We start from the raw sequence: 21,840 nt of genomic DNA on the forward strand, positions 1-21,840 counted from the left end.
TAGAGGGAAAATAGTACATTTTGTGTAAACTATTTATAGAGAGCTTGTGTTTGGTGGAAACAAGTATAGAACAAAATGGAATGGGCTTCCCGAGAACTGCTTGTGAACTTTTAGTAGCAAGTGGCGGCTTAAGACCGTTATCTTATGAGTGCTTTTTAAAGCAATTAGGGTGGTACCGCGGACAAACCGTTCGTCCCTAGCAGAATTTTTTGCTAGAGACGGGCGGTTTTTATGTTCTCTCGATCGCATATTAATTTTAGGAGGAAAACAGGATGAAAAAAGTTATTTTTTCTGGTATTCAACCGAGTGGTGATTTAACACTTGGGAATTATATCGGCGCATTAAAACAGTTTGGTAGCTTCCAAGACGAATATGACTGCTACTACTGTATTGTTGACGAGCACGCCATTACGGTGCCTCAAGACCGCTTAAAACTTAGAAAGCAAATTAGAAGCTTGGCCGCACTGTATTTAGCGGTTGGTTTAGACCCAGAGAAAGCGACCTTATTTATTCAATCAGAAGTTCCGGCGCACGCGCAAGCTGCATGGATTTTGCAATGTAATGTGTACATTGGCGAGCTGGAGCGAATGACCCAATTTAAAGATAAGTCTGCTGGGAAAGCTGGTGTCAGCGCAGGACTACTAACTTATCCGCCGCTAATGGCTGCCGATATTTTACTCTATCAAACCGATCTTGTTCCGGTTGGTGACGACCAAAAGCAGCACATTGAATTAACGCGTGATTTAGCGGATCGCTTTAACAAAAAACATAACGAAATCTTTAAAGTGCCCGATATTTTCGTTCCAAAACAAGGCGCGCGCGTGATGTCTTTACAGGAACCAACGAAAAAAATGAGTAAATCCGATGAAAATATTAAAAGTGCCATCTATTTGTTAGATCCTCCAAGCACGATTAGGAAGAAAATCAAGAGTGCGGTCACCGATTCATCTGGTGTCGTGCAATATGACAAGGAAAGTAAGCCTGGTATTTCTAACTTACTCTCCATTTATTCTGCTTTAACGGGCGAAACGGTTTCTACCATCGAAGAAAAATACGCGGGGAAAGGCTATGGCGATTTTAAATCTGACCTTGCCGAATTTGTTGTTCAGGAATTAGAGCCGATTCAAACGCGCTACGAAGACTTTCTGCAATCTGATGAATTGGATAGAATTCTTGATGAAGGTGCTGAAAAAGCCCGTTTTGTTGCTAATAAGACCCTTAAAAAAATGGAAAATGCCATTGGACTCGGCCGCAAACGCCGTTAAAAAAAGAAGCCAAAATCAATTTTTTGATTTTGGCTTCTTGCTTATACAATTTGCAGCGTAACATCGATGTTGCCGCGTGTTGCTTTGCTGTACGGACAAACTTGGTGGGCTTTTTCAATCAACTCTTTGGCAGTCGCTTCGTCCACGCCGTCGATATGTGCTACCAAATCCACACCAACTTTAAATCCGTTGTCTTCTGGATCGTTATATAGGGAAACTGTTGCGGTTACTTCGCTTTTGCCTGTTACGCCTGCTTTTCCCATAACAAGTTCCAGCGCGCTATTAAAGCAAGAGCTATATCCGGCGGCAAATAGCTGTTCTGGATTTGTGCCACCGCCTCCGTCGCCACCAAGTTCCTTCGGCGCCGAAATATCAAAGAAAAAGACATTGTCCTCTGAATGCACTTCCCCGCTTCTGCCACCTGTATTAACAACCGTTGTTTCATATAATTTTTTCATTTTTTCTCCTCCTAAATTAAATAACTTTTAAGTGTCTCATTCAAGTTTTTCACATCTGCAAGTAAATTTGTATGCCCAACTTGCCCAGAAAACAATTGCTGAATGCATGCATTCACTGCGCCAATAACTGCGCCTTCCAATTGGCTACCCTTTTCCGTCAAAGAGATGATGACGACACGCTCGTCGCTTTGCTTGCGGTTCCGGAGGACTAGCCCATCTTGTTCCATTCTTTTAAGCAAAGGGGTCAGTGTTCCGCTATCTAAATCTAGCTGTGCGCCAAGTTCCATTACGCTCTGTGCGTCTTGTTCCCAGAGGGCGAGCAAAACGATGTACTGTGGGTAGGTTAGCTGGAAGGGACTGAGCGCTTTCCGGTAGTATTTTGTGAAGTTGCGCTGGACGTTATAAATTGCAAAACATAGCTGCTCATCTAGTAATCGATGATTTGTTTCCATAAAATCATCTCCTTTTATATTGTTCGCAATTTAATTGTAAGCAATATTTTAACAAAAAGCGAATTGTTTGCTCAAAAAAAAGGACTTGAACAATATTGTTCAAGTCCTTTATCATCACGCCTCAAATTTTTTAAATACTAGCGTCGCATTATGTCCGCCGAAACCAAATGAATTGGACATTGCCACTTTTACATCTTGCTTCCGCGCAACATTTGGCACGTAGTCAAGATCGCAAAGCTCATCTGGATTTTCAAGATGGATCGTTGGTGGAATCACACTATCGCGAATCGTTAGAACAGAGAAAATGGCTTCAATTCCGCCAGATGCGCCTAATGTGTGCCCTGTCATAGATTTTGTTGAACTAACAGCTAACTTATAAGCATGGTCGCCAAAAACCGTTTTAACTGCAGCTGTTTCGAATTCATCGTTATAACCTGTACTTGTTCCGTGTGCATTAATATAGTCTACACTTTCCGGCTCTAATCCAGCATCGTTTAAAGCTTGTTTCATCGAACGTGCTGCACCTTCGCCGTTTGGAGCTGGTGCTGTAATATGATGCGCATCACTTGTTGAACCGTAGCCAACAACTTCTGCATAAATTTTAGCGCCACGTGCTTTAGCGTGTTCATACTCTTCTAAAATAACAATTCCTGCACCTTCACCGATAATAAAGCCATCGCGGTCTTTATCAAATGGACGGCAAGCTGTTTCAGGGTCTGGATTTAGCGACAAAGCTTTATTAGCACAAAAGCCAGCGAGCGCCATTTTTGTAATTGGTGCTTCACTTCCACCTGTAATCATCACGTCGGCATCGCCACGTTCAATCACTTTGAAAGCATCACCAATTGAGTTTGTGCCTGTTGCACAAGCCGTCACCGTTGCGGTATTAATTCCTTTGGCACCAAAACGGATTGATACTTGACCAGAAGCCATGTCTGGAATCATCATTGGAACAAAGAATGGGCTAACTCGGCGAAGACCACGATTAATATACGTATCATATTGTGTTTCAAAAGTTTCCATTCCGCCGATACCAGAACCAATCCAAACGCCTACACGCTCAGCATTGGAATCATCAATTTTAAAATCAGCGTCGTTTAATGCCATTTCTGCACCTGCAATTGCATAGTGAGTGAAACGATCCATCTTACGAGCTTCTTTTTTCTCGATATATTTTTCAACATCGAAGTCCTTTAATTCAGCAGCAATTTTCACTGGGAAATCATCAGGATTTAAACGCGTTAATTCTTTAACACCGTTAACACCATTTTTCGCGTTTTCCCAAGAAGTTTCTGCATCATTTCCAAGTGGTGTAACTGCTCCAATACCAGTAACGACTACTCTTCTTCTTTCCATGTACTCATCTCCTTGTCTTTGGGCTCATGAAAAAACAACTTCTGTCAACTGACAGGAGTCATCCTTAATATTTGTTGCTTCAAAATAATAAATAAAAATATAGCAAAAACATATAGCCAACTTGGCAGCTATTGTACAAATAAATAGAGCTTGGTTTGAAGCAAAATTCAAGCCGATTTTATTATACCACAAAAGAAAGAAAGGTGTCTTTATCTATACATAAAAACACCTCAAACATCTAAAAATCAAAGCATTTATTTACCCCAACGGAGAACTAGCGCTCCCCAAGTTAAACCTGCGCCGAAGCCAACAAGTAATAAGTTGTCGCCGTCTTTTACTCGTCCTTCCTCGACCGCATCGATTAAAGCAAGTGCGATGGACGATGATGATGTATTGCCGTATTTATGAACCGTCTTCATTAATTTTTCTTCTGGTAAATCTAGACGCTCACGCGATGCTTCCATGATACGAATATTTGCTTGATGAGGAATTAGCAAGTCTAAGTCCGCTTTCTCTAAGCCAGCTTTTTCTAACACTTGCATTGACGCATCACCCATTTTACGCACAGCAAAACGGAAAACTTCACGTCCATTCATATACATTTTATTATTCTCTGCTTTTAAATTTAAATATTTACCGCCTGAACCATCAGAACCTAAAACAAACGATAGCAAACCTTTATCTTCAGAAACTGGCCCCATCACAACTGCGCCAGCACCATCACCAAATAATACAGCTGTACTTCTGTCGTCCCAATCGGTAATTTTTGATAACTTATCTACCCCAACAACAACAACATGCTTGTAAGCCCCTGTTTGGATAAATTGAGAAGCTGTCACAACGCCGTAGGTGAATCCGGAGCATGCTGCTTCTAAGTCCATGGCTGCAGCGTTTTTAGCCCCCAAACGATCTTGAATAATATTCCCAACGGACGGAAAAGTAGCTTCTTGGGTTATCGTTGCCACAATAAATAAATCAATATCTTCAGGCGTCAACCCTGCATTTTCAATTGCTTTTTTGGCCGCCTCATAAGCCATGTCATGTGTATATTCATCGTCACGCGCGATACGTCTTTCTTGAATTCCTGTACGCGTGCGAATCCATTCGTCAGATGTTTCCATCATTTTTTCCAAATCAAAGTTAGTTAATACTCTTTCAGGAACATATTTCCCTACTCCTAGAATACCTGCGTTCATTGTTTCTCCTCCATATAAAGCTGTCTTTATGACCTGGTGCTAATTTTAACAGATATTAGTCCGATTAGCAATTTTATTGTTTTTTTATGTAAAAAACCCCCAGCACAAAAACTGTACTAGGGGAATAAATTAGAAACTAAATTTCGGATTTAATTGTCCTTTATAAGGCTCATGTTCCACAAAAACAACAACATCATTTCCTGCTGCATCTTTGCCGATTCGTTTATACGTAAATTTATTTGGATTTAGTTCTGTAAGTTCAAGTGCGGCGCCGTATTTATTTGTTCCAATTGAAACGTGCGCGCGAATTTTATTACCATGTAAAACGTCAAAGTAGCCATAGTCCATCCGACTTTCACCCGTTTGCAAGTTGTAAAATTCATATTTATTCGTCTTGCTATCAAATTTTGCTAAGCTAATGAAGTTCCGATTTTGAGCCGTCACATCATTTCCTTTTTCATCTAAAACTTTTGTGCCATTCCAAAGCCGGTTTCCTAAAATTTTATCTCCGTCAACATATTTCATAATTTTTCCAGTTTGCGAATTCAATTGTTTGTCCGGCTGTGTAAATTGTAAATCTTTGCCTTTATACGGAATGTGCTCCACGTATACTTCTACGTCTTTGCCCGCTTTATCTTTTCCCATGCGTTTATAAGTGAAAATATCGCGATTGATTTTTTCCATCTCGACAACCGCTTGATAGTTTAACGTTTCCGAAATTAAAACGCGTTTTTTACCATCATTGGTTACAAAGAAAGTTCCCGCATCATTTCTTGACTCCCCGGTTTTAGCATCAAAGAACTCGTAGCGTCCAGTTTCAGACTCGTATTTTGCTAAGCCGATAAAGTTTTGATTTTCTGCTGTCAGGTCATTCCCCTTTTTATCATAAACTTTCGTGCCTTGCCAGTTGGTGCTCCCGAGTATTTGCGTTGCTTTTTCCCCAGAAACATACTTTTTCTTTTGTTCATATTTCTTTGCTTCGACATTTTTCGCCTCACCGTAAGTAGTTTGCCCGTATGCTGTTGTGAATAACACCGCTCCGCCGAGCAGAAATGCCCCCATTATTTTTACTTGTTTATTCATTATTTTTTCCTCCTTTGTTAATTTCTATCGTCATCTTACCGAAAGAAACTAAACTCCAACTAAAGAAAAAATAAACTTTTTATGAACAAAAAAATCGCACTAGGCGATTTTTTTAACTATCTATTTATTAGGGTTGTTGTCGGAAAAACCAGGCGCTTTTGACCAGCCGACCGATTTACCATCTTTGTCAGTGATGCGATACCAATATTCATTGTTGACATCAGCGCGTTTATCGATAGTGACTTTCTTACCTTTTAAATCGTTAAGATTACCTTTTATTTGTGAGCTGTCTTCTACTGGATACGTATAAATTTTTTGGTCATTTTCAACGACATATTTTTTCATTTCTTTTTGCACTTCATTTTTTGGCGTATAGAAAATTTCTACTACATCTGTGTCCACGTAGCCAAGACGTTTGCCATTTTCAAAAATTTCATACCAGTCGCCACTTTCAGTTGTTACTTTCTTACCTAAACGTAAACTTTTCTCTTTATAAGCGGAAGCATTGGCTACTTTTTTTGCTCCTTTTGTCCCGTACGGGGAGGTCCAAATAGCGGCGTTTTTAGGATCTTCCATTTTTCCATAAGCGAGCACGTATTCTGATTTTTGAATCGAATCATAAATATCATCATATGCGGTTAAATTATAGCGTTCAATGGTTTGGATTAAAGTATTGGCATAGTTTGGATCTGTCGCATATCCAGCTTCTTGAATGGCTTTTGAAGCTTGTTTATAATCTGTTTCATTTAATACATCATGATAGAGGTAAGGATCGCTGCTGATTCCATTTACAAATAACATCGTATGATCTTCTACAGAGGCTGCTCTGCTCGGGTAAGAACGAAATGCCGCATCTGTTTTATAGGCCTCATCCCCGGCATATTCTGTTGTTTGCATGGTGATGGAATCACCATTATAAGAACCTTTAATCCCAAATAAATTATTCGCTTGCGTGGATAATCCACTGTTTCCCCAATTCGATTCTACGATAGCTTGGGCGATTGTGACGCTTGTTAACACACCATATTTTTTTTGTAGTTCTTGCGCTTTTGGTGCTATATCTTGAACAAATTGTTGCTGTGAAACTGTCATTCCTTGAAGTGACGCTGTTACACCCGATTTATCAGCAGCTTCCGCTTGTACAGTAGCAAACGGCAGTAAAGCAGAAGTAGCAATAACCGACGCTATAACAGCATGTTTAATTTTTTTCATCTTTCTTTATTGCACATCCTATTCTTTAAAGTTGTCTTGCTGTAAACCTCAATTGCAAAACTTAGTTTAACAGCTGTTTATTATAAAAAGATGTGAAAAATATAACAGTTTTATCACATCATGAATACACAACAAAAAAAGTATTGCTATCACACGCTTTTAACTGTTTTTCAGCTAAATGTTACAATCCAGTGACACTTTTTATTTGTGTCTTTGCTAAAACTGGAATAATTTGTTTCTTTATGCTAAAATTAACCAAGTAATAATGTGAATCGAGGTGTCCGCTATGCGTTATATCGTAACAATCATTTGGGTGTTTTTCCTTTCGATGATGGCTGAATTCGTACTTTCTTCCATGCTTTACGTGCCATTCGATTTCACTAGAGGACTTATTTTGACAGTTGGGATTTCATTTTTCGTACTTGTTATTCCACTTCTTATGCCAAAAGATAGCGAAATTTACGATATTAAATAAAAAGAAGCGTCCCGTTTGGGACGCTTCTTTTTATTTGTCGAGATAATATTTGTTTAGCGGTTGCAATTCATTATCCAGCTCATAAACAAGCGGAACGCCTGTTGGGATTTCGAGTTCCATAATGTCATCATCGCTAATGCCTTCTAGGAATTTCACGAGTGCGCGCAAACTGTTTCCGTGAGCAGCAATCACAACGCGATTTCCTGATTTAATTTCCGGCGCAATTGTGTCCATCCAGTACGGGATTACCCGTTCAAGCGTAACCTTCAAATTTTCCCCAGAAGGAATCGCATGTGTATCAAGAAGTTGATAGCGGCGATCGTTTTTAGCTTGGCGCTCGTCATTTTCTTCTAACAGCGGCGGCAACGTGTCATAGCTGCGACGCCATTTTTGCACCTGGTCGGCACCATATTTATCGGCTGTTTCTTGTTTATTCAATCCTTGTAAAGCCCCGTAATGCCGTTCATTTAAACGCCACGATTTATGTACGGGCACCCACATTTGATTTGACTCCTCTAAAGCAAAATTGAGCGTTTTAATCGCACGCGTTAAAACGGAGGTAAAGGCGACATCAAATTCTAGACCTGCTTCTTTAATGCGCTTTCCAGCAGTTTTTGCTTCCAAAATGCCTTCTTCGGATAAGTCCACATCATGCCAACCAGTAAACAAATTCAGTTTATTCCACTCACTTTGACCATGACGGATTAAAACTAATTTCATAACTTCATCATCCTCTCTACACCTACTATACACCTTAACACCAAAATTTTCCCTTTTTTAGTAGAAAATAAACCTTAAAAGCAGTTGGCTTACTCCTTTCAACTAAGCGACTCCTCGTTTTTTTATGATGTGAGTTGCTAAAAATAGCAAAGAAGTAGGAGCGGAAATCCGCTCCTACTTCTAATCCGTCACATTAAATGTAAATTCTCCGTCCACAAGTCCAATTTCAACAGTTGTATGCGGCATAACTGCGCCAGAAACAATTTCGCGTGCAAGCGGGGTTTCCACATGGCGAACTAAATAGCGTTTTAGTGGTCGCGCACCGTAAACTGGATCATAGGCCTCCTCGGCAACAAATTGTTTGGCTTCATCTGTCATCGAAATGTGAATTTCCTGCGCTTGTAGCCGCAGCTGTAACTGGGCAACCAGTTTCTCCACAATTCCTTTGACATTTTCTAGCGTAAGAGGTTTGAATAAAACAATGTCATCTACACGATTTAAAAATTCCGGCTTGAACGACGCTTGCAGCACCTTTTGCACATCTTGTTCGAGCTCAGCAGAAATTTCGCCATCTTCCGTGCGTTCAAGTAGCATCGTCGAACCGATGTTGCTCGTCATAATGATGACCGTATTTTTGAAGTCCACAAGTCTCCCTTGCGAATCTGTAATGCGACCATCGTCTAGCACTTGTAGCAAAATATTGAACACATCTGGATGCGCCTTTTCGATTTCATCTAGCAATACAATCGAATACGGATTACGCCGCACAGCTTCCGTCAATTGCCCGCCTTCCTCATAACCAACATAGCCAGGAGGCGCACCGACCAGCCTTGAAACCGCATGTTTCTCCATATATTCCGACATATCAATCCGAATCATATGCTCTTCCGAATCAAACATATTGTAAGCCAAAGCTTTCGCAAGCTCCGTCTTCCCAACCCCCGTCGGCCCTAAGAAAATAAACGAACCAATTGGACGATTCGGATCTTTAATTCCAGCGCGCGCACGAAGCACTGCATCGCTGACTAAATCGACCGCATTGTCTTGCCCAATCACCTTTTCATGAAGTGCGTCCGCCAGTTTTAATAGCTTCTCTCGTTCGCCTTCAACAAGTTTTGTCACCGGAATACCCGTCCAGCGCCCAATAATTTCAGCAATTTCATTTTCCGTCACTTCTTCTTGAAGTAAACGCTCCTCATCTTGCGCCTTTGCATGATTTTCCGCTTCAAGTTGCGCTAATTCTTTTTCGAGTTCTGGAATCTTCCCGTGACGCAGTTCCGCCGCCTTCGCTAAATCATAATTATTTTCAGCCTCTTCAAGCGCGTGGCGAGCTGCATCAATTTGCTCACGCACTTCGCGAATTTTACCAATCTCACTTTTTTCAGATTCCCACTTTGATTTCATTTTGTTTGCTTCTTCTTTGTAGTCCGCTAATTCTTTTTGAAGCATTTCTAGGCGTCTAACACTTGCTGGGTCTTTTTCTTCTTTTAAAGCCGCCTCTTCAATTTCGAGTTGCATCACTTTACGTGTCACTTCGTCAAGCTCACTCGGCATCGAGTCAATCTCCACCCGAATTGTCGCACACGCCTCGTCAATCAGGTCAATAGCCTTATCTGGCAAGAAGCGGTCGGTAATATAGCGGTTCGAAAGTGTTGCGGCCGCTACAAGCGCGTTATCGTGAATATTAACCCCGTGGTGGATTTCAAATCGCTCCTTTAACCCCCGTAAAATCGAAACCGTATCCTCGACAGTCGGTTCGGGAACTAATACTTTTTGAAAGCGGCGCTCTAGTGCAGCATCTTTTTCGATGTACTGGCGATATTCATCAAGCGTTGTCGCGCCAATACAGTGGAGCTCGCCCCGCGCGAGCATCGGTTTCAGCATATTCCCAGCATCCATCGCCCCATCCGTTTTGCCGGCCCCAACAATCGTATGAATTTCATCAATGAAAAGTAGGACTTGCCCTTCTGATTCCTTCACTTCTTGCAGAACCGCCTTCAAACGCTCCTCAAATTCCCCGCGGTATTTCGCGCCAGCAATGAGCGCCCCTAAATCAAGCGAAATAATCGTTTTATCTTTTAAGCCTTCTGGCACATCTTTGCGTACAATTCGCTGTGCAAGTCCTTCCACAATCGCCGTTTTCCCAACGCCTGGTTCCCCAATTAGAACCGGATTATTTTTCGTTTTCCGCGATAAAATCCGAATCACGTTACGAATTTCCGTATCGCGCCCAATAACCGGGTCAAGTTTCCCGCTGCGCACTTCCGCAACTAAATCCCGCCCGTATTTCGTTAAAGCCTCATAATTTTCTTCTGCATTTTGACTAGTCACACGCTTACCTCCTCGAATTTGCATCACCGCATCTAAAATCATTTTTTTATTTTTACCTTGTGACAAAATTTCCTCCGCCACAACCGTTTTCTTTTGATTCATTATCGCTAAAAGTAAATGTTCCGTTGAAATAAATTCATCATTCAACTCTTTTTCTTCTTTCTCAGCGTCCATCATTAACGTGTAAAGCTCTTGAGTCATCGAACTCCCGTATTCAATGTTCGTTCCACTTACAACAGGAATTTTGTCTAAAGCATTCGTAAGCGTTTCGTTAAGCGCGTCCGCGCGGACTTCCGCGATGTCATACACACGTTTTGTAAAGTCGCTCTCATCTAGCAGCACTTTAAAAATATGCACCACATCAATCGCCTGATGCAAAGCACCTTGCGCCAATTTCTGCGCCTCCTCAATTGTCTCCTGAACTTGCGTTGTAAATTTTTGCATTTCCATCATATGGCCTCCTTTAAAATACACTTTGACCAAATTTGACCTTAATGATATTATAGGACGTTTGACCTTCTTTGTCCAATGAAATTATAACTTTTTCCAAAAAAACTCACCGAAGATATCCCCCGATGAGTTTTGACTATTAATCGCGTCCAGTGAACAATTGGAGCAAGTATAGAAATAGATTTAGAAAATCCAAATATAAGCTAAGTGCAAGCATTGGAACATCATCAAGCGTTACGTCTCGTTTCATAATTTGGTTGAAATCAAACAAAATGTAAAGCGAGAAAATTAATGTTCCTGCTCCCGCAATAATCATTGAGAATCCGCCTAGCGGCATAAACAATCCAAAAAGCGAGAATAGCACTAAAATAATTAGTCCCGCGAACAAAGCTTTCCCTAAAAAGTGTAAGTCGGTTTTCATTTTTGCTCCGACAAAGCCTAGTACTGTGAACGTAACCGATGCCGTCACAAAGGCAAGTAAAACGGCTGTTCCTGCGCCGGCGTTAAAATAATACGTTAACGTTGGGCCAAGCATCAGGCCTGTTACGAAGGCAAAAGCGAGTAAAATTGGGAATCCCCATGTTCGACTCAATTCTTTTTTCCTACGAACAACAATGGCCGCAATTAAAAGCGCAAATTCTAACACAACAAGTGGGATAAACCAAGCTGGATTAAGCGAGTTCCCCACTGCCGCCCCGAGTGTTGCAACTAGTAATGAAATCACGAACCAGTTTAATGTTTTTTGCATAATCACTTGCTTATTAGTCGCTTCTTCAGCGTGTATCCGTTCATTTTGTCTTACTTCACTCATCATAAATCTCTCCCGTCTTTAAACTCATAAAAAAAGTATAGCATATTTCCAAAGGAATCCCTATCAGACTTGCGTATGGTTTTCATATCGGACTATCCCTTATCTGTAAAGCGCAAAATCACTCACATCTTCAAAGCCAATTTTATGATAAATTTTTCCAGCAACCGGATTATCATAAAATAAACATGGCGTTTTACCTTCCGCAAGTAAATCACAACAAATTCGTTTCATCAGTGTACTCGCAAATCCGTTCCCTCTGTATGTATCAAGTGTTGCCACACCCGTAATCATCGCTGAAAAAGAATTCTCTGCTGACGATTCCACAACAGATACAACACGATTATCTTGTTCAATATAATAAATCCGTTTCGACCCTTGTTCTAATTGCCGAATAACAAGCTCCTCATTTTCCACGCGTTCACCAAATTCTTTAATCTCTGCGCGCATCGTAATAATTTCCGCAACATCTTCAGCTTTTGCCGACCGGATAATCACTTCACGATTCGCATTCATCATGCTCGCATTATTGCATTTTCCAAAGAAAGAATCATGACGCTTCTTGTTTAAATCTGGAATATACTTCTCAAATTGCTTCGTCACACGCGGAATCCCGCTAATATTAAAATTTTCATAACCTTTAATGATTTCCGCAAAACCTTGCGCATTGAAGTTTTCTGTTTTTGAATAAGGTAAGAAATTACGTTCAAACCGTAATAGACAAGCAATTAATTCAGAAGAATCTTCATTGTATTCGCCCCAAATGTCAATAATATCATTATCATAGCCGAAATTTTCGATATCTCCTAAAATAAACAAATTTAAAAGTGCTTCTGGTTTAAGTAGTTCGTTCAGTTCTTGTTCATTTGCTGATGTCAGTTTTTTAATCAAGTTCTTCCACTCCCTATCCAAAATAGCTCATCAAAAAGTGCTTTCATTTTAGTTGATAAATGAAAATTAGTCAACAAGTTGGACATAAAAGAGCCCTGTGCTAGCAATTATTTTAAAGCAAATAAAAACCCCTTATCTCAAATGAAATAAGGAGCTCTTGTCAATTTTATTCCCATTCGTAATGTATTTCGCCAATTTTCAGCATCAAACTTAAGGTGTTGAATTTTTCATCGCCAAGATGAAGTTTATTTTCGTCTTGGAATTTAATTGGTTCAGCCGCAATTTCCGCTTGATCTTTTTTAAAATAATTTACTTCTAATTGAAGTTTTTCGGTCATGTCGTGTATGTATTTATCAAATTTCTTTTGATTCCTCATCTTTCCTGTCATAACTGCCGTGATTGTATTTTGACTTACGCCAACTGCTTTCGCGAAAGTTCGTTTTGTATATCCATTCATCGTCATATAAAACGCTACATTATCAGCAATTCGTTTTTTCTCTTTTGTATTATTCATCATTTAAACCTCCTATGAACCTTAACCTTAATTCATTATGCCCCATAAAAATGAGAATCCGATTAAAAGTTTATAGTATTATGGTAAAAAAATCGAAAACGTTTTCATTTTTTCAGAAACAAAAAGAGCACACTAAGTGCACTCTCAGAATTTCGCTTTATATTTATTCCAAACAACCGTTTTTAAGACTTCTAAAAACTCTGGATCCGCATTTGGCATTGGTGGACGATGATAAGTCGCACCTACTTCGTCTGTCACCACTTTACATTCATAATCATTGTCGTAAAGCACTTCAAGGTGTTCTGCAACAAAGCCAACTGGTGTGTAAATGAAATGTTTGTACGCTTTTTCCTTGTATAAATCGCGCGTTAAGTCTTGCACATCTGGCCCAAGCCACGGCTCGCCAGTTTTTCCTTCGCTTTGCCAGCCTAGCGCGTAATGCGGTACGTTTACTTTATCAAAAAGTAATTTTGCAGTTTCAGCTAATTGGTCAGGATACGGGTCGCCGTGCGCTTTAATTTTTTCAGGCAAGCTATGCGCGGAAACAATTAGAATGCTTTCATCTAGTTCGCTATTTGGGATTTCATTTGTCGCGGCGTTAATTCGGTCCGCCCACATTTGAATAAATTTCGGTTCCGTGTACCAGTCGTTAATGTTTCTAATGACCGGCCCGCCGAGCTTGTCTGCTGCATCTTGTGCGCGCTTATTGTACGCTCGGACGCTAAAGCTCGAGTAGTGCGGTGCTAAAACAATTGATATCGCCTCATCAATTCCGTCCTTACGCATCTTTGAAACAGCGTCCTCGATGAAAGGCTCAATATGCTTTAATCCAATATAAGCTTTGAACTGCACTTCCTCTTGAAACTCATTAAGCGTCCGTTCGAGACCATACGCTTGCTCCTCGGTTATTTTGGCAAGCGGCGATAAGCCACCGATTGCGTGATATCTGCCGCGCAAGTCCGAAACCATCTCATCTGTTGGCTTTCTTCCGTGCCGAATATCTGTGTAATAACGCTCGATATCTTCATCTTTATAAGGTGTTCCGTAAGCCATCACTAATAATCCAACTTGTTTCATGATTTTCTGTCACTCCCTAATAAAATTTTGCTACGTTCATGAATAAAACGCGTCAATTCTTTCAACATTTCGGGCTCAACCTCAGGGAAAACACCATGACCCAGATTGAAAATAAAGCCCGGCTTTTTCGTTCCTTGCACGAGGATTTCATTCGTTTGCTCAAAACATTTTTCTTTTGCGAGAAGCATGGAAGGGTCTAAGTTCCCTTGTAATGCCATATTCGACAGCCTTTCTTGTGCTTCTTGTATCGTCATACGCCAATCAACACCAACAACATCTACTTGTAAATCGTTAAATTCATCTACAAGATGTGCCGCAGCGACTGCTTGCATAATGATTGGCACATCTGGATGCACCGCTTTCACTGTTCGAATGATTTCCTGCATCGTCGGTTTTATGTACTGCACATAATCGGCCCGACTGACTGCCCCGACCCAGGAATCGAAAATCTGGACGGCACTTGCTCCGGCTTCAATTTGGGCAATTAAATAATCTGCTGTCATTTTTCCAAGTTTCTCCATAAGTAAAAACCAAAGCGCTGGCTCACGATACATCAAACTTTTCGTTTTATGATAGCTTTTAGAAGGACCACCTTCTACCATATAGCTTGCCAGTGTAAACGGCGCGCCTGAAAAACCAATGAGCGGCACAGTAAGTTGTTCCTCTGTTAATAACTTTATCGTGTCTAAAATATAAGGTACATCTGTCTGCGGCGAAAGCACGTCTAGCTTTTCAACATCTTGAATGGTCCGAATCGGATTATGGATGACAGGCCCAATCCCACTTTTGATTTCAACTTCGACGCCCATTCCGACGAGTGGCGTCATAATATCTTTATATAAAATTGCTGCATCTACACCATAATTTTCTACAGGAAGACGCGTCACATACGCACATAATTCTGGGTTATGCGTGATTTCAAAAAGCGAATACTTTTCTTTTAGTTTTCGATATTCCGGCTGAGAACGTCCAGCTTGTCGCATATACCAAACTGGTATCGTATCAACCGCTTCCTTTCTTGCAGCTCGTAAAAACAAGTCATTCTCGATTTTTTTCATCCCGTTGTCTGCCCCTCGCATATAATATTTTACAGTCCCACCCAAGAATACTAAAAATCATGTTTAAAACCAAACAAATTGCTTAAAGCTTGTTTAAAACTTTCTAAAGGTGGAAAATGAATTTCAGCAACATAATTTCAAAACAGAAAGCTGGTTAGGATCATGAAAAATATTTATATTACATCTGGAACGGAGCACTATTTGCGGCAAGTGCTGGCTGACCACCCAAATGAACCACTTATTCTTTTACAAAATTATAGCAATGCGGTTTTAATTGAAGAATCAAAAAATCCTACTGTTTTAAAGGAGGCTTCCACGTACCGTTTAATGCAATCTTACGGTGAAATAAAAGGTTTCGGTTCTGTAACCTTTGAATATATCATGGTACGTGATGAAGAGATTCCCATTTTTCTTAAGATGTATCAAAACATTGCTGCTATTTTAGCTGATACGGCAGGCTTACAATGTGTTCAGCTTGGACAATCAGTGACGCAAAACAAATACTTAATTTTGACGTTTTGGGATTCTGAACGGTATTACCAAGCGTGGAAAACAACGCCTCATCATGCGCAAGTAATTAAAGTGATGGAAAATAATAATACGCAAATTGGTTTTTCACATATTGATACGTATCATTTCCCTGAATTCTCGCATGACTCGAAATAAAATAAAGAAACGCGTTGTGAGCAGATCGCTCACAACGCGTTTCTTTATCAGACTGATGACAAACAGTTCTTGCCTCGGCTTTGCCTAAAATCTCACCATTTGTCAACAGTCTGATTATACGTGGTATGTTTTGCTTAAGTTTAGCATTTTTCTACAAGCTACTTTATGCGTACATTTTCTTGACGCGAAATGGAATGTATAGGAAGGAAAAAATGGCAACAAAGGCCAAATTTGCACCTAAAATGACTAATCCTCCAATTGTGCCATTTTGAGCGACTCCAACAATTCCGAATAGAACTGCTTGGGCGACAAGCAAAATACGGACGAAGTGAATGAAACTTCGTGTTCGGTAAGCATCTTGAATTGGATAAAGTTGAAGCATCATTTGTCCATCAAAATGTTTGAGCATTGGAATAAACTGAAATCCAGTTAAATATAGAAAAAGTAAGGAAACGATAATATTAATATAGAAGCCTTGAATGAAAATGAGTAGCAATAGCGCGATTGCTACTAGGCGCGTGTACAATCCAATATATTCGTTTGTTCTTACAAAAGTCCTGCTGAATAAATAAGCGAATGTTTTGCGTTTCGCGTAGGGAATCGGTTTATATAAGAAATCCAAATAACTTCTTCGTCTGACTGTACCTTTCAGATGCGGCACATCTGTAAAGAGGTTGACTAGGCGATAGAAGCGGTTCATGCGCGCCTCTTCTTTTTCAATTAGATACTCCCAGCGCAGTGTTTTTCCTACTACTTTTAAGCGGATAAAATAAAAACTTCCTGCAAATAAGATGATGACAAGCGGGATTGCCCAAAATAGTGAAAAAGCTAGCAGCACATATAAACTAAATGCGTTGATTAAAACGCGGAAAAACATCCATGTGGTGTCAGGATTATCCAGCTTAGCCACTTCAAATTGAACATATGTGTTCCAAAATTTAATTCCGAGAATCATGATAAATAATGGCATAAAACGTGTGTAGCTATAGCCTGTTACCGCCACATACATTGGCATTGCAGCAAGTAAGACAATGGCAAATAGATAGCTTTGCATGAAAGCCGTTGTCCATTTTGTTTTTTGAAAGTAGCGATGCATTTCTTTTTCTTGAACAATTAAATATACAGCATCAGGTCGTTTTAAAAGCGTAGCGATACTACCAAAACAAACTGTGCATGTTAATAATACAACCATGAGCGGTACTGCTGGAAAACTAGGCGAGATATGTTTTACCCAATCAGCATAATAAAAAATACCTGCTCCTATACCAATGATTAACACGAAAAGCAGATGGTCGTTAAACATATAACGGAGATATTTATTTAACTCATCTGTATAAGAACTAAATCTTTCGCGAAAAAGTTCTAGGCTGTCAAATTTCTTCATTGTTGTCTTCTTCCTTTGTTAATTGGACATAGATTTCATCCAGAGATGCTCCGCTCATCCCAAATTGTTCTTGCAACTCCTGAAGCGTCCCTTCTGCTCGTACTTCGCCGTGATGAAGAATGATAAAACTATCGCAATACTTTTCGGCTGTTGCCAAAATATGCGTTGACATTAAAATGCTCGCACCTTTATCACGCATTTCGCGAATCCAACCGAGCAAAGACTGGATTCCAAGCGGATCTAGACCGACAAATGGTTCATCGATAATATATAGTTTCGGCTCTACTAGGAAAGCAGACATAATCATCACCTTTTGTTTCATTCCTTTTGAAAAATGCGCCGGAAACCAATTTAATTTTTTTTCTAAACGAAATTCTTTTAAAAGTGGTGTCATTCGCGCTTCAAACTCTTCCTGCGTCAGGCCATAAGCCATTGCTGTAAGCTCTAAATGTTCGTGCAAAGTTAATTCTTCATATAATATCGGCGTTTCTGGAATATAGGAAAACTGTGAGCGATATTTTTCAACATTTTCCGTTAATTCGTGACCATTAATTCGAATTTGTCCTATTTTGGGTTGCATTAATCCGGTGATATGCTTTATTGTAGTACTCTTCCCCGCTCCGTTTAATCCAATGAGTCCAATAATTTGCTTTTCTTCAATTTCAAATGAAATATCTTTTAATACTGGTCGTTTCGTATAGCCACCAGTTAAGTGTTCTACTTCAAGTAAGGGCATTGTTTTAGAAGCCTCCTTAAATAATCTCAGTCTGTAATCTATTTTTTGCTTACTTTTAATAATAGCATATTTATAACTAAACTTCTCAATAATTATCTAGCCCTGAAACAAGCTTTTCCGATTTTTTTATGGTAAATTAGTATGTAGAAACAATTTAACTAACGAAAGGTGGTATTGCACGTGGAAGATTGTATTTTCTGCAAAATTATAAATGGGGATATTCCCTCTGCAAAAATCTATGAAGATGATGCCGTTTATGCCTTTTTAGATTTAGGACAAGTGACAAAAGGCCATACGCTTGTTGTTCCGAAAAAACATGCTCGCAACATGCTTGATTTAGATGAAGATACGGCTGCTCAACTTTTCAGGCGTATTCCTAAAATCGCAAACGCTGTAAAAAATGTTTACAATGCGGATGGACTAAATATTTTAAATAATAATGAAGAAGTGGCTTCACAAACCGTCTTTCATTGCCACGTACATTTAATACCACGTTATTCAAAAAATAATGATGACTTCGGTCTTAAATGGAAAGAGAACTCAAATACATATACCCAGGAAGAATTTCTCGAACGCGCCGAAAAAATTAGCGCTTTAATAAATTTATAGTTTTGGGTACCTAACTTGCTAAGGAGTGATTATTTTGGATAAAAAATCTTTGATATTCGGTATACTCGCGGGAGCTGTTACCGGTGCTGCGACATCCATTTTATTTGCACCAAAATCCGGTCGCGAATTGCGTCAAAACATTGTAGAAAAATCTGGTGAAGCATCCGTTATTTTAAAAGAGCTTGCGTATAATGCGAATGAATTAATACAGTCCGTCCAAGTTTTAGGCACGGAAGGAAGCGCGCTTTTAAAAGATGTTTCAGGTGATATTATGGAATCTGTTTCAAAATGGAATGAAGAAATGGAACCAGAGAAAAAACGTTTAAAAGATGAAATTAAAGATATGCAAAAAACAATTTCTGACTTAGAAAAAACATTAAAAAAAGATACAAAGTAATGTTTATCTCCCTCTATCACTTGGTAGAGGGATTTTTCTGTCAATTTTTCGTCATAATTCTTCCATCAAATTTCTAAAAAGACTTGAAATACGAAGCAGGAGAGCATACAATACTATGGTATGTACGAAGATGAATATACTGGAGGACGTTAAAATGCGCTGCTTTAAATCTGTTAACACAGAGCGCCGTGATGAATATAATCGTGTTATTTTAAAAAGTGCGTTCATTTCATTTATCGCACTTTGCGTGTTATTTTTGGTTCACAATTTTTTAGTTTTTGATAATTTTGATACTACGTATAACTTGGCTTCTTTTTTAGGACTCGTTTTCATTTATCCTATTCATAAGGTGCTACATGTGGTAGCTTTATTCCGTTATCACTCTGGACTACAAATTGGTATTAAAAAGCATTTTTATATACTACCTTGTCTTCATGTTCGTATTAAACAAATTGTTCCACGAAAGCGATATATTTTTTCATTGCTTTTCCCGTTTCTTTTCATTCTATTTATCTTTTTTGGCATTGCGCTTTTGATTCCGATTTGGAATTCACCGGTATTTCTCATTTTACTATCGGTCCATATTGGAATGTGTTGTCCTGACTTTATTCACGTCAACCGTATACGCAAATGCCCGAAAAATTGCTATGTTGAGGATGGAAAACGTGGCTTTTCTATTTTAATCGCTGAGTAAGTGCAAAAATTCCATGAGAATACCATTAAATTTTTGACATATTCATAAATTATGGAATAAAATGTGTTATGATAGTATTCGTAAACAGGAGATATTTACAATCAACTAAGGAGAGTGTTTAGTTTAATGAAAATCAAAAAGAAAATGACATTAGGAATCGTTTCTGCAATGGCAGTAGTCGGTTTAACAGCCTGTGGTAATGGCGGCGATGTTGTCAAAACTGATAACGGGGACGTTACCAAAGATGAGCTTTACGAAGCAATGAAAGATAAATACGGCGATCAAATTGTTCAACAACTTACTTTCGAGAAAATTCTTGAAGATAAGTATAAAGTAACGGACAAAGAAGTTGATGCTGAAGTTCAAAAATACAAAGATCAATATGGCGATCAATTTGCAACAGTTCTTGCGCAAAGCGGTTTAACTGAAGAAAGCTTCAAAGAAAACATCAAGTACAACATGCTTGTAACAAAAGCTACTGAAGCAAACATTAAAACCGATGATAAAACGCTAAAAGAATACTACAAAACTTGGCAACCAGATATTACTGTAAGTCATATTCTTGTTGGTGATGAAAAAACTGCAAACGAAGTAGAGAAAAAACTTAAAGACGGTGCAAAATTCGCTGACTTAGCAAAAGAATACTCTACTGATACAGCAACAAAAGAAAATGGCGGTAAACTTGAGCCATTCGGTCCAGGAAAAATGGATCCTGCGTTTGAAAAAGCAGCTTATGCTCTTAAAAACAAAGGCGACGTCAGTGCTCCTGTAAAAACTCAATATGGTTACCACATTATCCAAATGGATGAACCAGCAAGCAAAACTACTTTTGAAAAAGATAAGAAACAAGTAAAAGATGCTTATGTAGCTTCTCAAATCAACCAAGAAAACATGCAAAAAGCGCTTAAAGATGTTTACAAAGACGCTGATGTGAAAATTGAAGACAAAGATTTGAAAGATGCATTTAAAGATTATTCATCTTCTAAATCTAGCGACGACTCTAAAAAATAAAAGCAAAAAGGATAGCCTAAAATTAGGCTATCCTTTTTATTTATCATCGAAAGTTGGACGATAAAAAGCACGGTTATCCAAGCCGAAGATTCGTTCTGAAAATTCTCCTGGTTTTGTATGGCGTAGTGCTTTCTCCATCATGTTCATTGAAGCGTCCATCAAATCAATTTGATGCAAAATTTCCGCTTCTCGGACAAGTGGTGGCTTAGGGCTTCCCCACTCCCCTTTACCATGATGAGCAAGTAGAATATGTTTTAAAACAACTACTTCTTCCCCGTCAATATGCAATTCCTCAGCCATTTTACTCACTTCTTCTACGACAATCGAGATGTGCCCAATCAAATTGCCTTCTATCGTATACGTTGTGGAAACAGGCCCAGACAATTCAATAACTTTTCCCAAATCGTGTAAAATAACTCCTGCATAAAGCAAATCGCGATTAACGCTTGGATAAAGGTCACTAATGGATTTGGCGAGTCTCAGCATGGAAACGACATGGTAACTTAAACCTGATACAAACTCATGGTGGTGTCGAACCGCCGCAGGATAATCATAAAACTTATCCTGATATTTTTTTAAAAGCGAACGCGTGATGCGTTGTAAATTGGCATTTTTCATTTCAAAAATATATTGTGTAATCTCTTCGGCCATTTCATCTTTATTAGCTGGGGCCGTTTCCATAAATTCGCCTGCGCTCACATTGTCTAAAGGGCTCGCCTGACGAATTTGACGGATTTTGAGCTGCTTTCTTCCGCGATAATTTTGAATATCACCTGCAATGTGAACGATATGTTCTGCTGCATAAGCCGCTTCATCGTTTTCTGACACATCCCAAAGTTTTGCTTCAAGTTCTCCAGATTTATCTTGCAAGACAAGGCTCAGGAATGGTTTCCCGTTGCTTGCCGTTCCTTTCACACTGGATTTTATGAGTAAAAACAACTCTATGCTCTCGCCGACATCAAATTCTAATAATTTTCTTTCCAATCATTTCGCCTAC

General features: G+C 39.3%; 23 protein-coding genes and 1 other annotated feature (1 of these 24 cut by a window edge). Of the genes, 7 read left to right on the forward strand and 16 right to left on the reverse strand.

What is annotated here, in order from left to right; translation table 11 throughout:
- Window positions 1–201: a binding site (T-box leader), on the forward strand (it extends 10 nt beyond the left edge of the window).
- A gap of 71 nt (window positions 202–272) precedes the next feature.
- Window positions 273–1,265: a tryptophan--tRNA ligase gene (trpS, locus tag CFS04_RS03960; RefSeq protein ID WP_088809315.1), complete on the forward strand. Its 993-nt coding sequence runs from the start codon at window positions 273–275 to the stop codon at window positions 1,263–1,265.
- Between the two features lie 41 nt (window positions 1,266–1,306).
- Here the strand turns inward: trpS and CFS04_RS03965 are convergent, their stop codons facing one another.
- From CFS04_RS03965 to CFS04_RS03990, 6 genes are all read right to left on the reverse strand, one after another.
- Window positions 1,307–1,723 carry an organic hydroperoxide resistance protein gene (locus CFS04_RS03965; RefSeq protein WP_088809316.1) on the reverse strand — a complete coding sequence of 139 codons (417 nt, stop codon included), beginning with the start codon at window positions 1,721–1,723 and terminating at the stop codon, window positions 1,307–1,309.
- An 11-nt stretch (window positions 1,724–1,734) separates the two neighbouring features.
- The gene (locus tag CFS04_RS03970) at window positions 1,735–2,175 is read right to left on the reverse strand and encodes a MarR family winged helix-turn-helix transcriptional regulator (RefSeq protein WP_088809317.1); all 441 of its coding nucleotides are present in this window, start codon (window positions 2,173–2,175) and stop codon (window positions 1,735–1,737) included.
- Window positions 2,176–2,289: 114 nt separating this feature from the next.
- Window positions 2,290–3,531 (reverse strand): beta-ketoacyl-ACP synthase II, encoded by a 1,242-nt coding sequence (gene fabF, locus CFS04_RS03975; RefSeq protein ID WP_088809318.1) that lies wholly within the window; start codon window positions 3,529–3,531, stop codon window positions 2,290–2,292.
- Between the two features lie 254 nt (window positions 3,532–3,785).
- On the reverse strand, window positions 3,786–4,727 hold the full coding sequence (locus CFS04_RS03980; protein ID WP_088809319.1) for a beta-ketoacyl-ACP synthase III: 942 nt from the start codon (window positions 4,725–4,727) through the stop codon (window positions 3,786–3,788).
- A 129-nt stretch (window positions 4,728–4,856) separates the two neighbouring features.
- A complete protein-coding gene (locus CFS04_RS03985) occupies window positions 4,857–5,810 on the reverse strand; it encodes a DUF4822 domain-containing protein (protein ID WP_088809320.1) in 954 nt (317 codons plus the stop codon).
- Window positions 5,811–5,930: 120 nt separating this feature from the next.
- The gene (locus CFS04_RS03990) at window positions 5,931–7,022 is read right to left on the reverse strand and encodes a glucosaminidase domain-containing protein (RefSeq protein WP_088809321.1); all 1,092 of its coding nucleotides are present in this window, start codon (window positions 7,020–7,022) and stop codon (window positions 5,931–5,933) included.
- A gap of 286 nt (window positions 7,023–7,308) precedes the next feature.
- On the opposite strand from CFS04_RS03990, the gene CFS04_RS03995 reads away from it, so the two are divergent.
- The gene (locus CFS04_RS03995) at window positions 7,309–7,497 is read left to right on the forward strand and encodes a YjzD family protein (protein ID WP_007474606.1); all 189 of its coding nucleotides are present in this window, start codon (window positions 7,309–7,311) and stop codon (window positions 7,495–7,497) included.
- A 30-nt stretch (window positions 7,498–7,527) separates the two neighbouring features.
- Here CFS04_RS03995 and gpmA read toward each other — a convergent pair whose 3' ends face one another.
- The 7 genes from gpmA to hemE all read right to left on the reverse strand — a co-directional run bounded on the left by gpmA (window position 7,528) and on the right by hemE (window position 15,346).
- The gene (gene gpmA, locus CFS04_RS04000) at window positions 7,528–8,217 is read right to left on the reverse strand and encodes a 2,3-diphosphoglycerate-dependent phosphoglycerate mutase (RefSeq protein ID WP_088809322.1); all 690 of its coding nucleotides are present in this window, start codon (window positions 8,215–8,217) and stop codon (window positions 7,528–7,530) included.
- A gap of 180 nt (window positions 8,218–8,397) precedes the next feature.
- Entirely contained in the window at window positions 8,398–10,998 is a 2,601-nt protein-coding gene (clpB, locus tag CFS04_RS04005) for an ATP-dependent chaperone ClpB (RefSeq protein ID WP_088809323.1), read from the reverse strand.
- A 139-nt stretch (window positions 10,999–11,137) separates the two neighbouring features.
- Complete coding sequence (locus CFS04_RS04010; protein ID WP_088809324.1) at window positions 11,138–11,809, reverse strand: Bax inhibitor-1/YccA family protein; 672 nt, start codon at window positions 11,807–11,809, stop codon at window positions 11,138–11,140.
- 99 nt (window positions 11,810–11,908) lie between these two features.
- Entirely contained in the window at window positions 11,909–12,697 is a 789-nt protein-coding gene (locus CFS04_RS04015) for a GNAT family N-acetyltransferase (RefSeq protein WP_088809325.1), read from the reverse strand.
- A 166-nt stretch (window positions 12,698–12,863) separates the two neighbouring features.
- The gene (locus tag CFS04_RS04020; protein WP_088809326.1) at window positions 12,864–13,211 is read right to left on the reverse strand and encodes a hypothetical protein; all 348 of its coding nucleotides are present in this window, start codon (window positions 13,209–13,211) and stop codon (window positions 12,864–12,866) included.
- A 144-nt stretch (window positions 13,212–13,355) separates the two neighbouring features.
- A complete protein-coding gene (gene hemH, locus CFS04_RS04025) occupies window positions 13,356–14,291 on the reverse strand; it encodes a ferrochelatase (protein ID WP_088809327.1) in 936 nt (311 codons plus the stop codon).
- A complete protein-coding gene (gene hemE, locus CFS04_RS04030; RefSeq protein WP_088809328.1) occupies window positions 14,285–15,346 on the reverse strand; it encodes a uroporphyrinogen decarboxylase in 1,062 nt (353 codons plus the stop codon). The genes hemH and hemE overlap by 7 nt, the downstream gene beginning before the upstream one ends.
- 162 nt (window positions 15,347–15,508) lie before the next feature.
- Between hemE and CFS04_RS04035 the strand changes: the two genes are divergently transcribed.
- A complete protein-coding gene (locus CFS04_RS04035; RefSeq protein ID WP_088809329.1) occupies window positions 15,509–16,012 on the forward strand; it encodes an antibiotic biosynthesis monooxygenase in 504 nt (167 codons plus the stop codon).
- A 163-nt stretch (window positions 16,013–16,175) separates the two neighbouring features.
- On the opposite strand, the gene CFS04_RS04040 is transcribed toward CFS04_RS04035, so the two are convergent.
- Together CFS04_RS04040 and CFS04_RS04045 are read right to left on the reverse strand one after the other, a co-directional pair.
- Window positions 16,176–17,396 (reverse strand): ABC transporter permease, encoded by a 1,221-nt coding sequence (locus CFS04_RS04040; RefSeq protein ID WP_088809330.1) that lies wholly within the window; start codon window positions 17,394–17,396, stop codon window positions 16,176–16,178.
- On the reverse strand, window positions 17,383–18,132 hold the full coding sequence (locus CFS04_RS04045; protein WP_088809331.1) for an ABC transporter ATP-binding protein: 750 nt from the start codon (window positions 18,130–18,132) through the stop codon (window positions 17,383–17,385). The genes CFS04_RS04040 and CFS04_RS04045 overlap by 14 nt, the downstream gene beginning before the upstream one ends.
- Window positions 18,133–18,312: 180 nt before the next feature.
- Here CFS04_RS04045 and CFS04_RS04050 point away from each other — a divergent pair, with 180 nt between their 5' ends.
- The 4 genes from CFS04_RS04050 (at window position 18,313) to CFS04_RS04065 (ending at window position 20,843) form a co-directional block, all read left to right on the forward strand.
- Window positions 18,313–18,741, forward strand: coding sequence for an HIT family protein (locus CFS04_RS04050; protein WP_088809332.1), 429 nt, complete (start codon window positions 18,313–18,315; stop codon window positions 18,739–18,741).
- Between the two features lie 34 nt (window positions 18,742–18,775).
- Window positions 18,776–19,138, forward strand: coding sequence for a YtxH domain-containing protein (locus tag CFS04_RS04055; RefSeq protein WP_088809333.1), 363 nt, complete (start codon window positions 18,776–18,778; stop codon window positions 19,136–19,138).
- 154 nt (window positions 19,139–19,292) lie between these two features.
- Window positions 19,293–19,832 carry a DUF3267 domain-containing protein gene (locus tag CFS04_RS04060; RefSeq protein WP_088809334.1) on the forward strand — a complete coding sequence of 180 codons (540 nt, stop codon included), beginning with the start codon at window positions 19,293–19,295 and terminating at the stop codon, window positions 19,830–19,832.
- 132 nt (window positions 19,833–19,964) lie between these two features.
- Window positions 19,965–20,843, forward strand: a complete 879-nt coding sequence (locus CFS04_RS04065) for a peptidylprolyl isomerase (protein WP_088809456.1) — start codon at window positions 19,965–19,967, stop codon at window positions 20,841–20,843.
- Between the two features lie 36 nt (window positions 20,844–20,879).
- On the opposite strand, the gene yhaM is transcribed toward CFS04_RS04065, so the two are convergent.
- On the reverse strand, window positions 20,880–21,827 hold the full coding sequence (yhaM, locus tag CFS04_RS04070) for a 3'-5' exoribonuclease YhaM (protein WP_088809335.1): 948 nt from the start codon (window positions 21,825–21,827) through the stop codon (window positions 20,880–20,882).
- Between the last annotated feature and the right edge of the window lie 13 nt (window positions 21,828–21,840).

It is taken from the genome of Listeria sp. ILCC796, assembly GCF_900186175.1.
In the GTDB taxonomy this organism is placed as follows: domain Bacteria; phylum Bacillota; class Bacilli; order Lactobacillales; family Listeriaceae; genus Listeria; species Listeria goaensis.

Bases quoted from the DNA above. Each gene is read 5' to 3' on its own strand.
- CFS04_RS04045 (WP_088809331.1), bottom strand. From the start codon at position 18,132: ATGCCCTTACTTGAAGTAGAACACTTAACTGGTGGCTATACGAAACGA.
- CFS04_RS03970 (WP_088809317.1), bottom strand. From the start codon at position 2,175: ATGGAAACAAATCATCGATTACTAGATGAGCAGCTATGTTTTGCAATT.
- hemE (WP_088809328.1), bottom strand. From the start codon at position 15,346: ATGAAAAAAATCGAGAATGACTTGTTTTTACGAGCTGCAAGAAAGGAA.
- clpB (WP_088809323.1), bottom strand. From the start codon at position 10,998: ATGGAAATGCAAAAATTTACAACGCAAGTTCAGGAGACAATTGAGGAG.
- CFS04_RS04040 (WP_088809330.1), bottom strand. From the start codon at position 17,396: ATGAAGAAATTTGACAGCCTAGAACTTTTTCGCGAAAGATTTAGTTCT.
- CFS04_RS03965 (WP_088809316.1), bottom strand. From the start codon at position 1,723: ATGAAAAAATTATATGAAACAACGGTTGTTAATACAGGTGGCAGAAGC.
- CFS04_RS03995 (WP_007474606.1), top strand. From the start codon at position 7,309: ATGCGTTATATCGTAACAATCATTTGGGTGTTTTTCCTTTCGATGATG.
- CFS04_RS04035 (WP_088809329.1), top strand. From the start codon at position 15,509: ATGAAAAATATTTATATTACATCTGGAACGGAGCACTATTTGCGGCAA.
- CFS04_RS03990 (WP_088809321.1), bottom strand. From the start codon at position 7,022: ATGAAAAAAATTAAACATGCTGTTATAGCGTCGGTTATTGCTACTTCT.
- gpmA (WP_088809322.1), bottom strand. From the start codon at position 8,217: ATGAAATTAGTTTTAATCCGTCATGGTCAAAGTGAGTGGAATAAACTG.
- CFS04_RS04010 (WP_088809324.1), bottom strand. From the start codon at position 11,809: ATGAGTGAAGTAAGACAAAATGAACGGATACACGCTGAAGAAGCGACT.
- CFS04_RS04020 (WP_088809326.1), bottom strand. From the start codon at position 13,211: ATGAATAATACAAAAGAGAAAAAACGAATTGCTGATAATGTAGCGTTT.
- trpS (WP_088809315.1), top strand. From the start codon at position 273: ATGAAAAAAGTTATTTTTTCTGGTATTCAACCGAGTGGTGATTTAACA.
- CFS04_RS03985 (WP_088809320.1), bottom strand. From the start codon at position 5,810: ATGAATAAACAAGTAAAAATAATGGGGGCATTTCTGCTCGGCGGAGCG.
- fabF (WP_088809318.1), bottom strand. From the start codon at position 3,531: ATGGAAAGAAGAAGAGTAGTCGTTACTGGTATTGGAGCAGTTACACCA.
- CFS04_RS03980 (WP_088809319.1), bottom strand. From the start codon at position 4,727: ATGAACGCAGGTATTCTAGGAGTAGGGAAATATGTTCCTGAAAGAGTA.
- CFS04_RS04060 (WP_088809334.1), top strand. From the start codon at position 19,293: ATGCGCTGCTTTAAATCTGTTAACACAGAGCGCCGTGATGAATATAAT.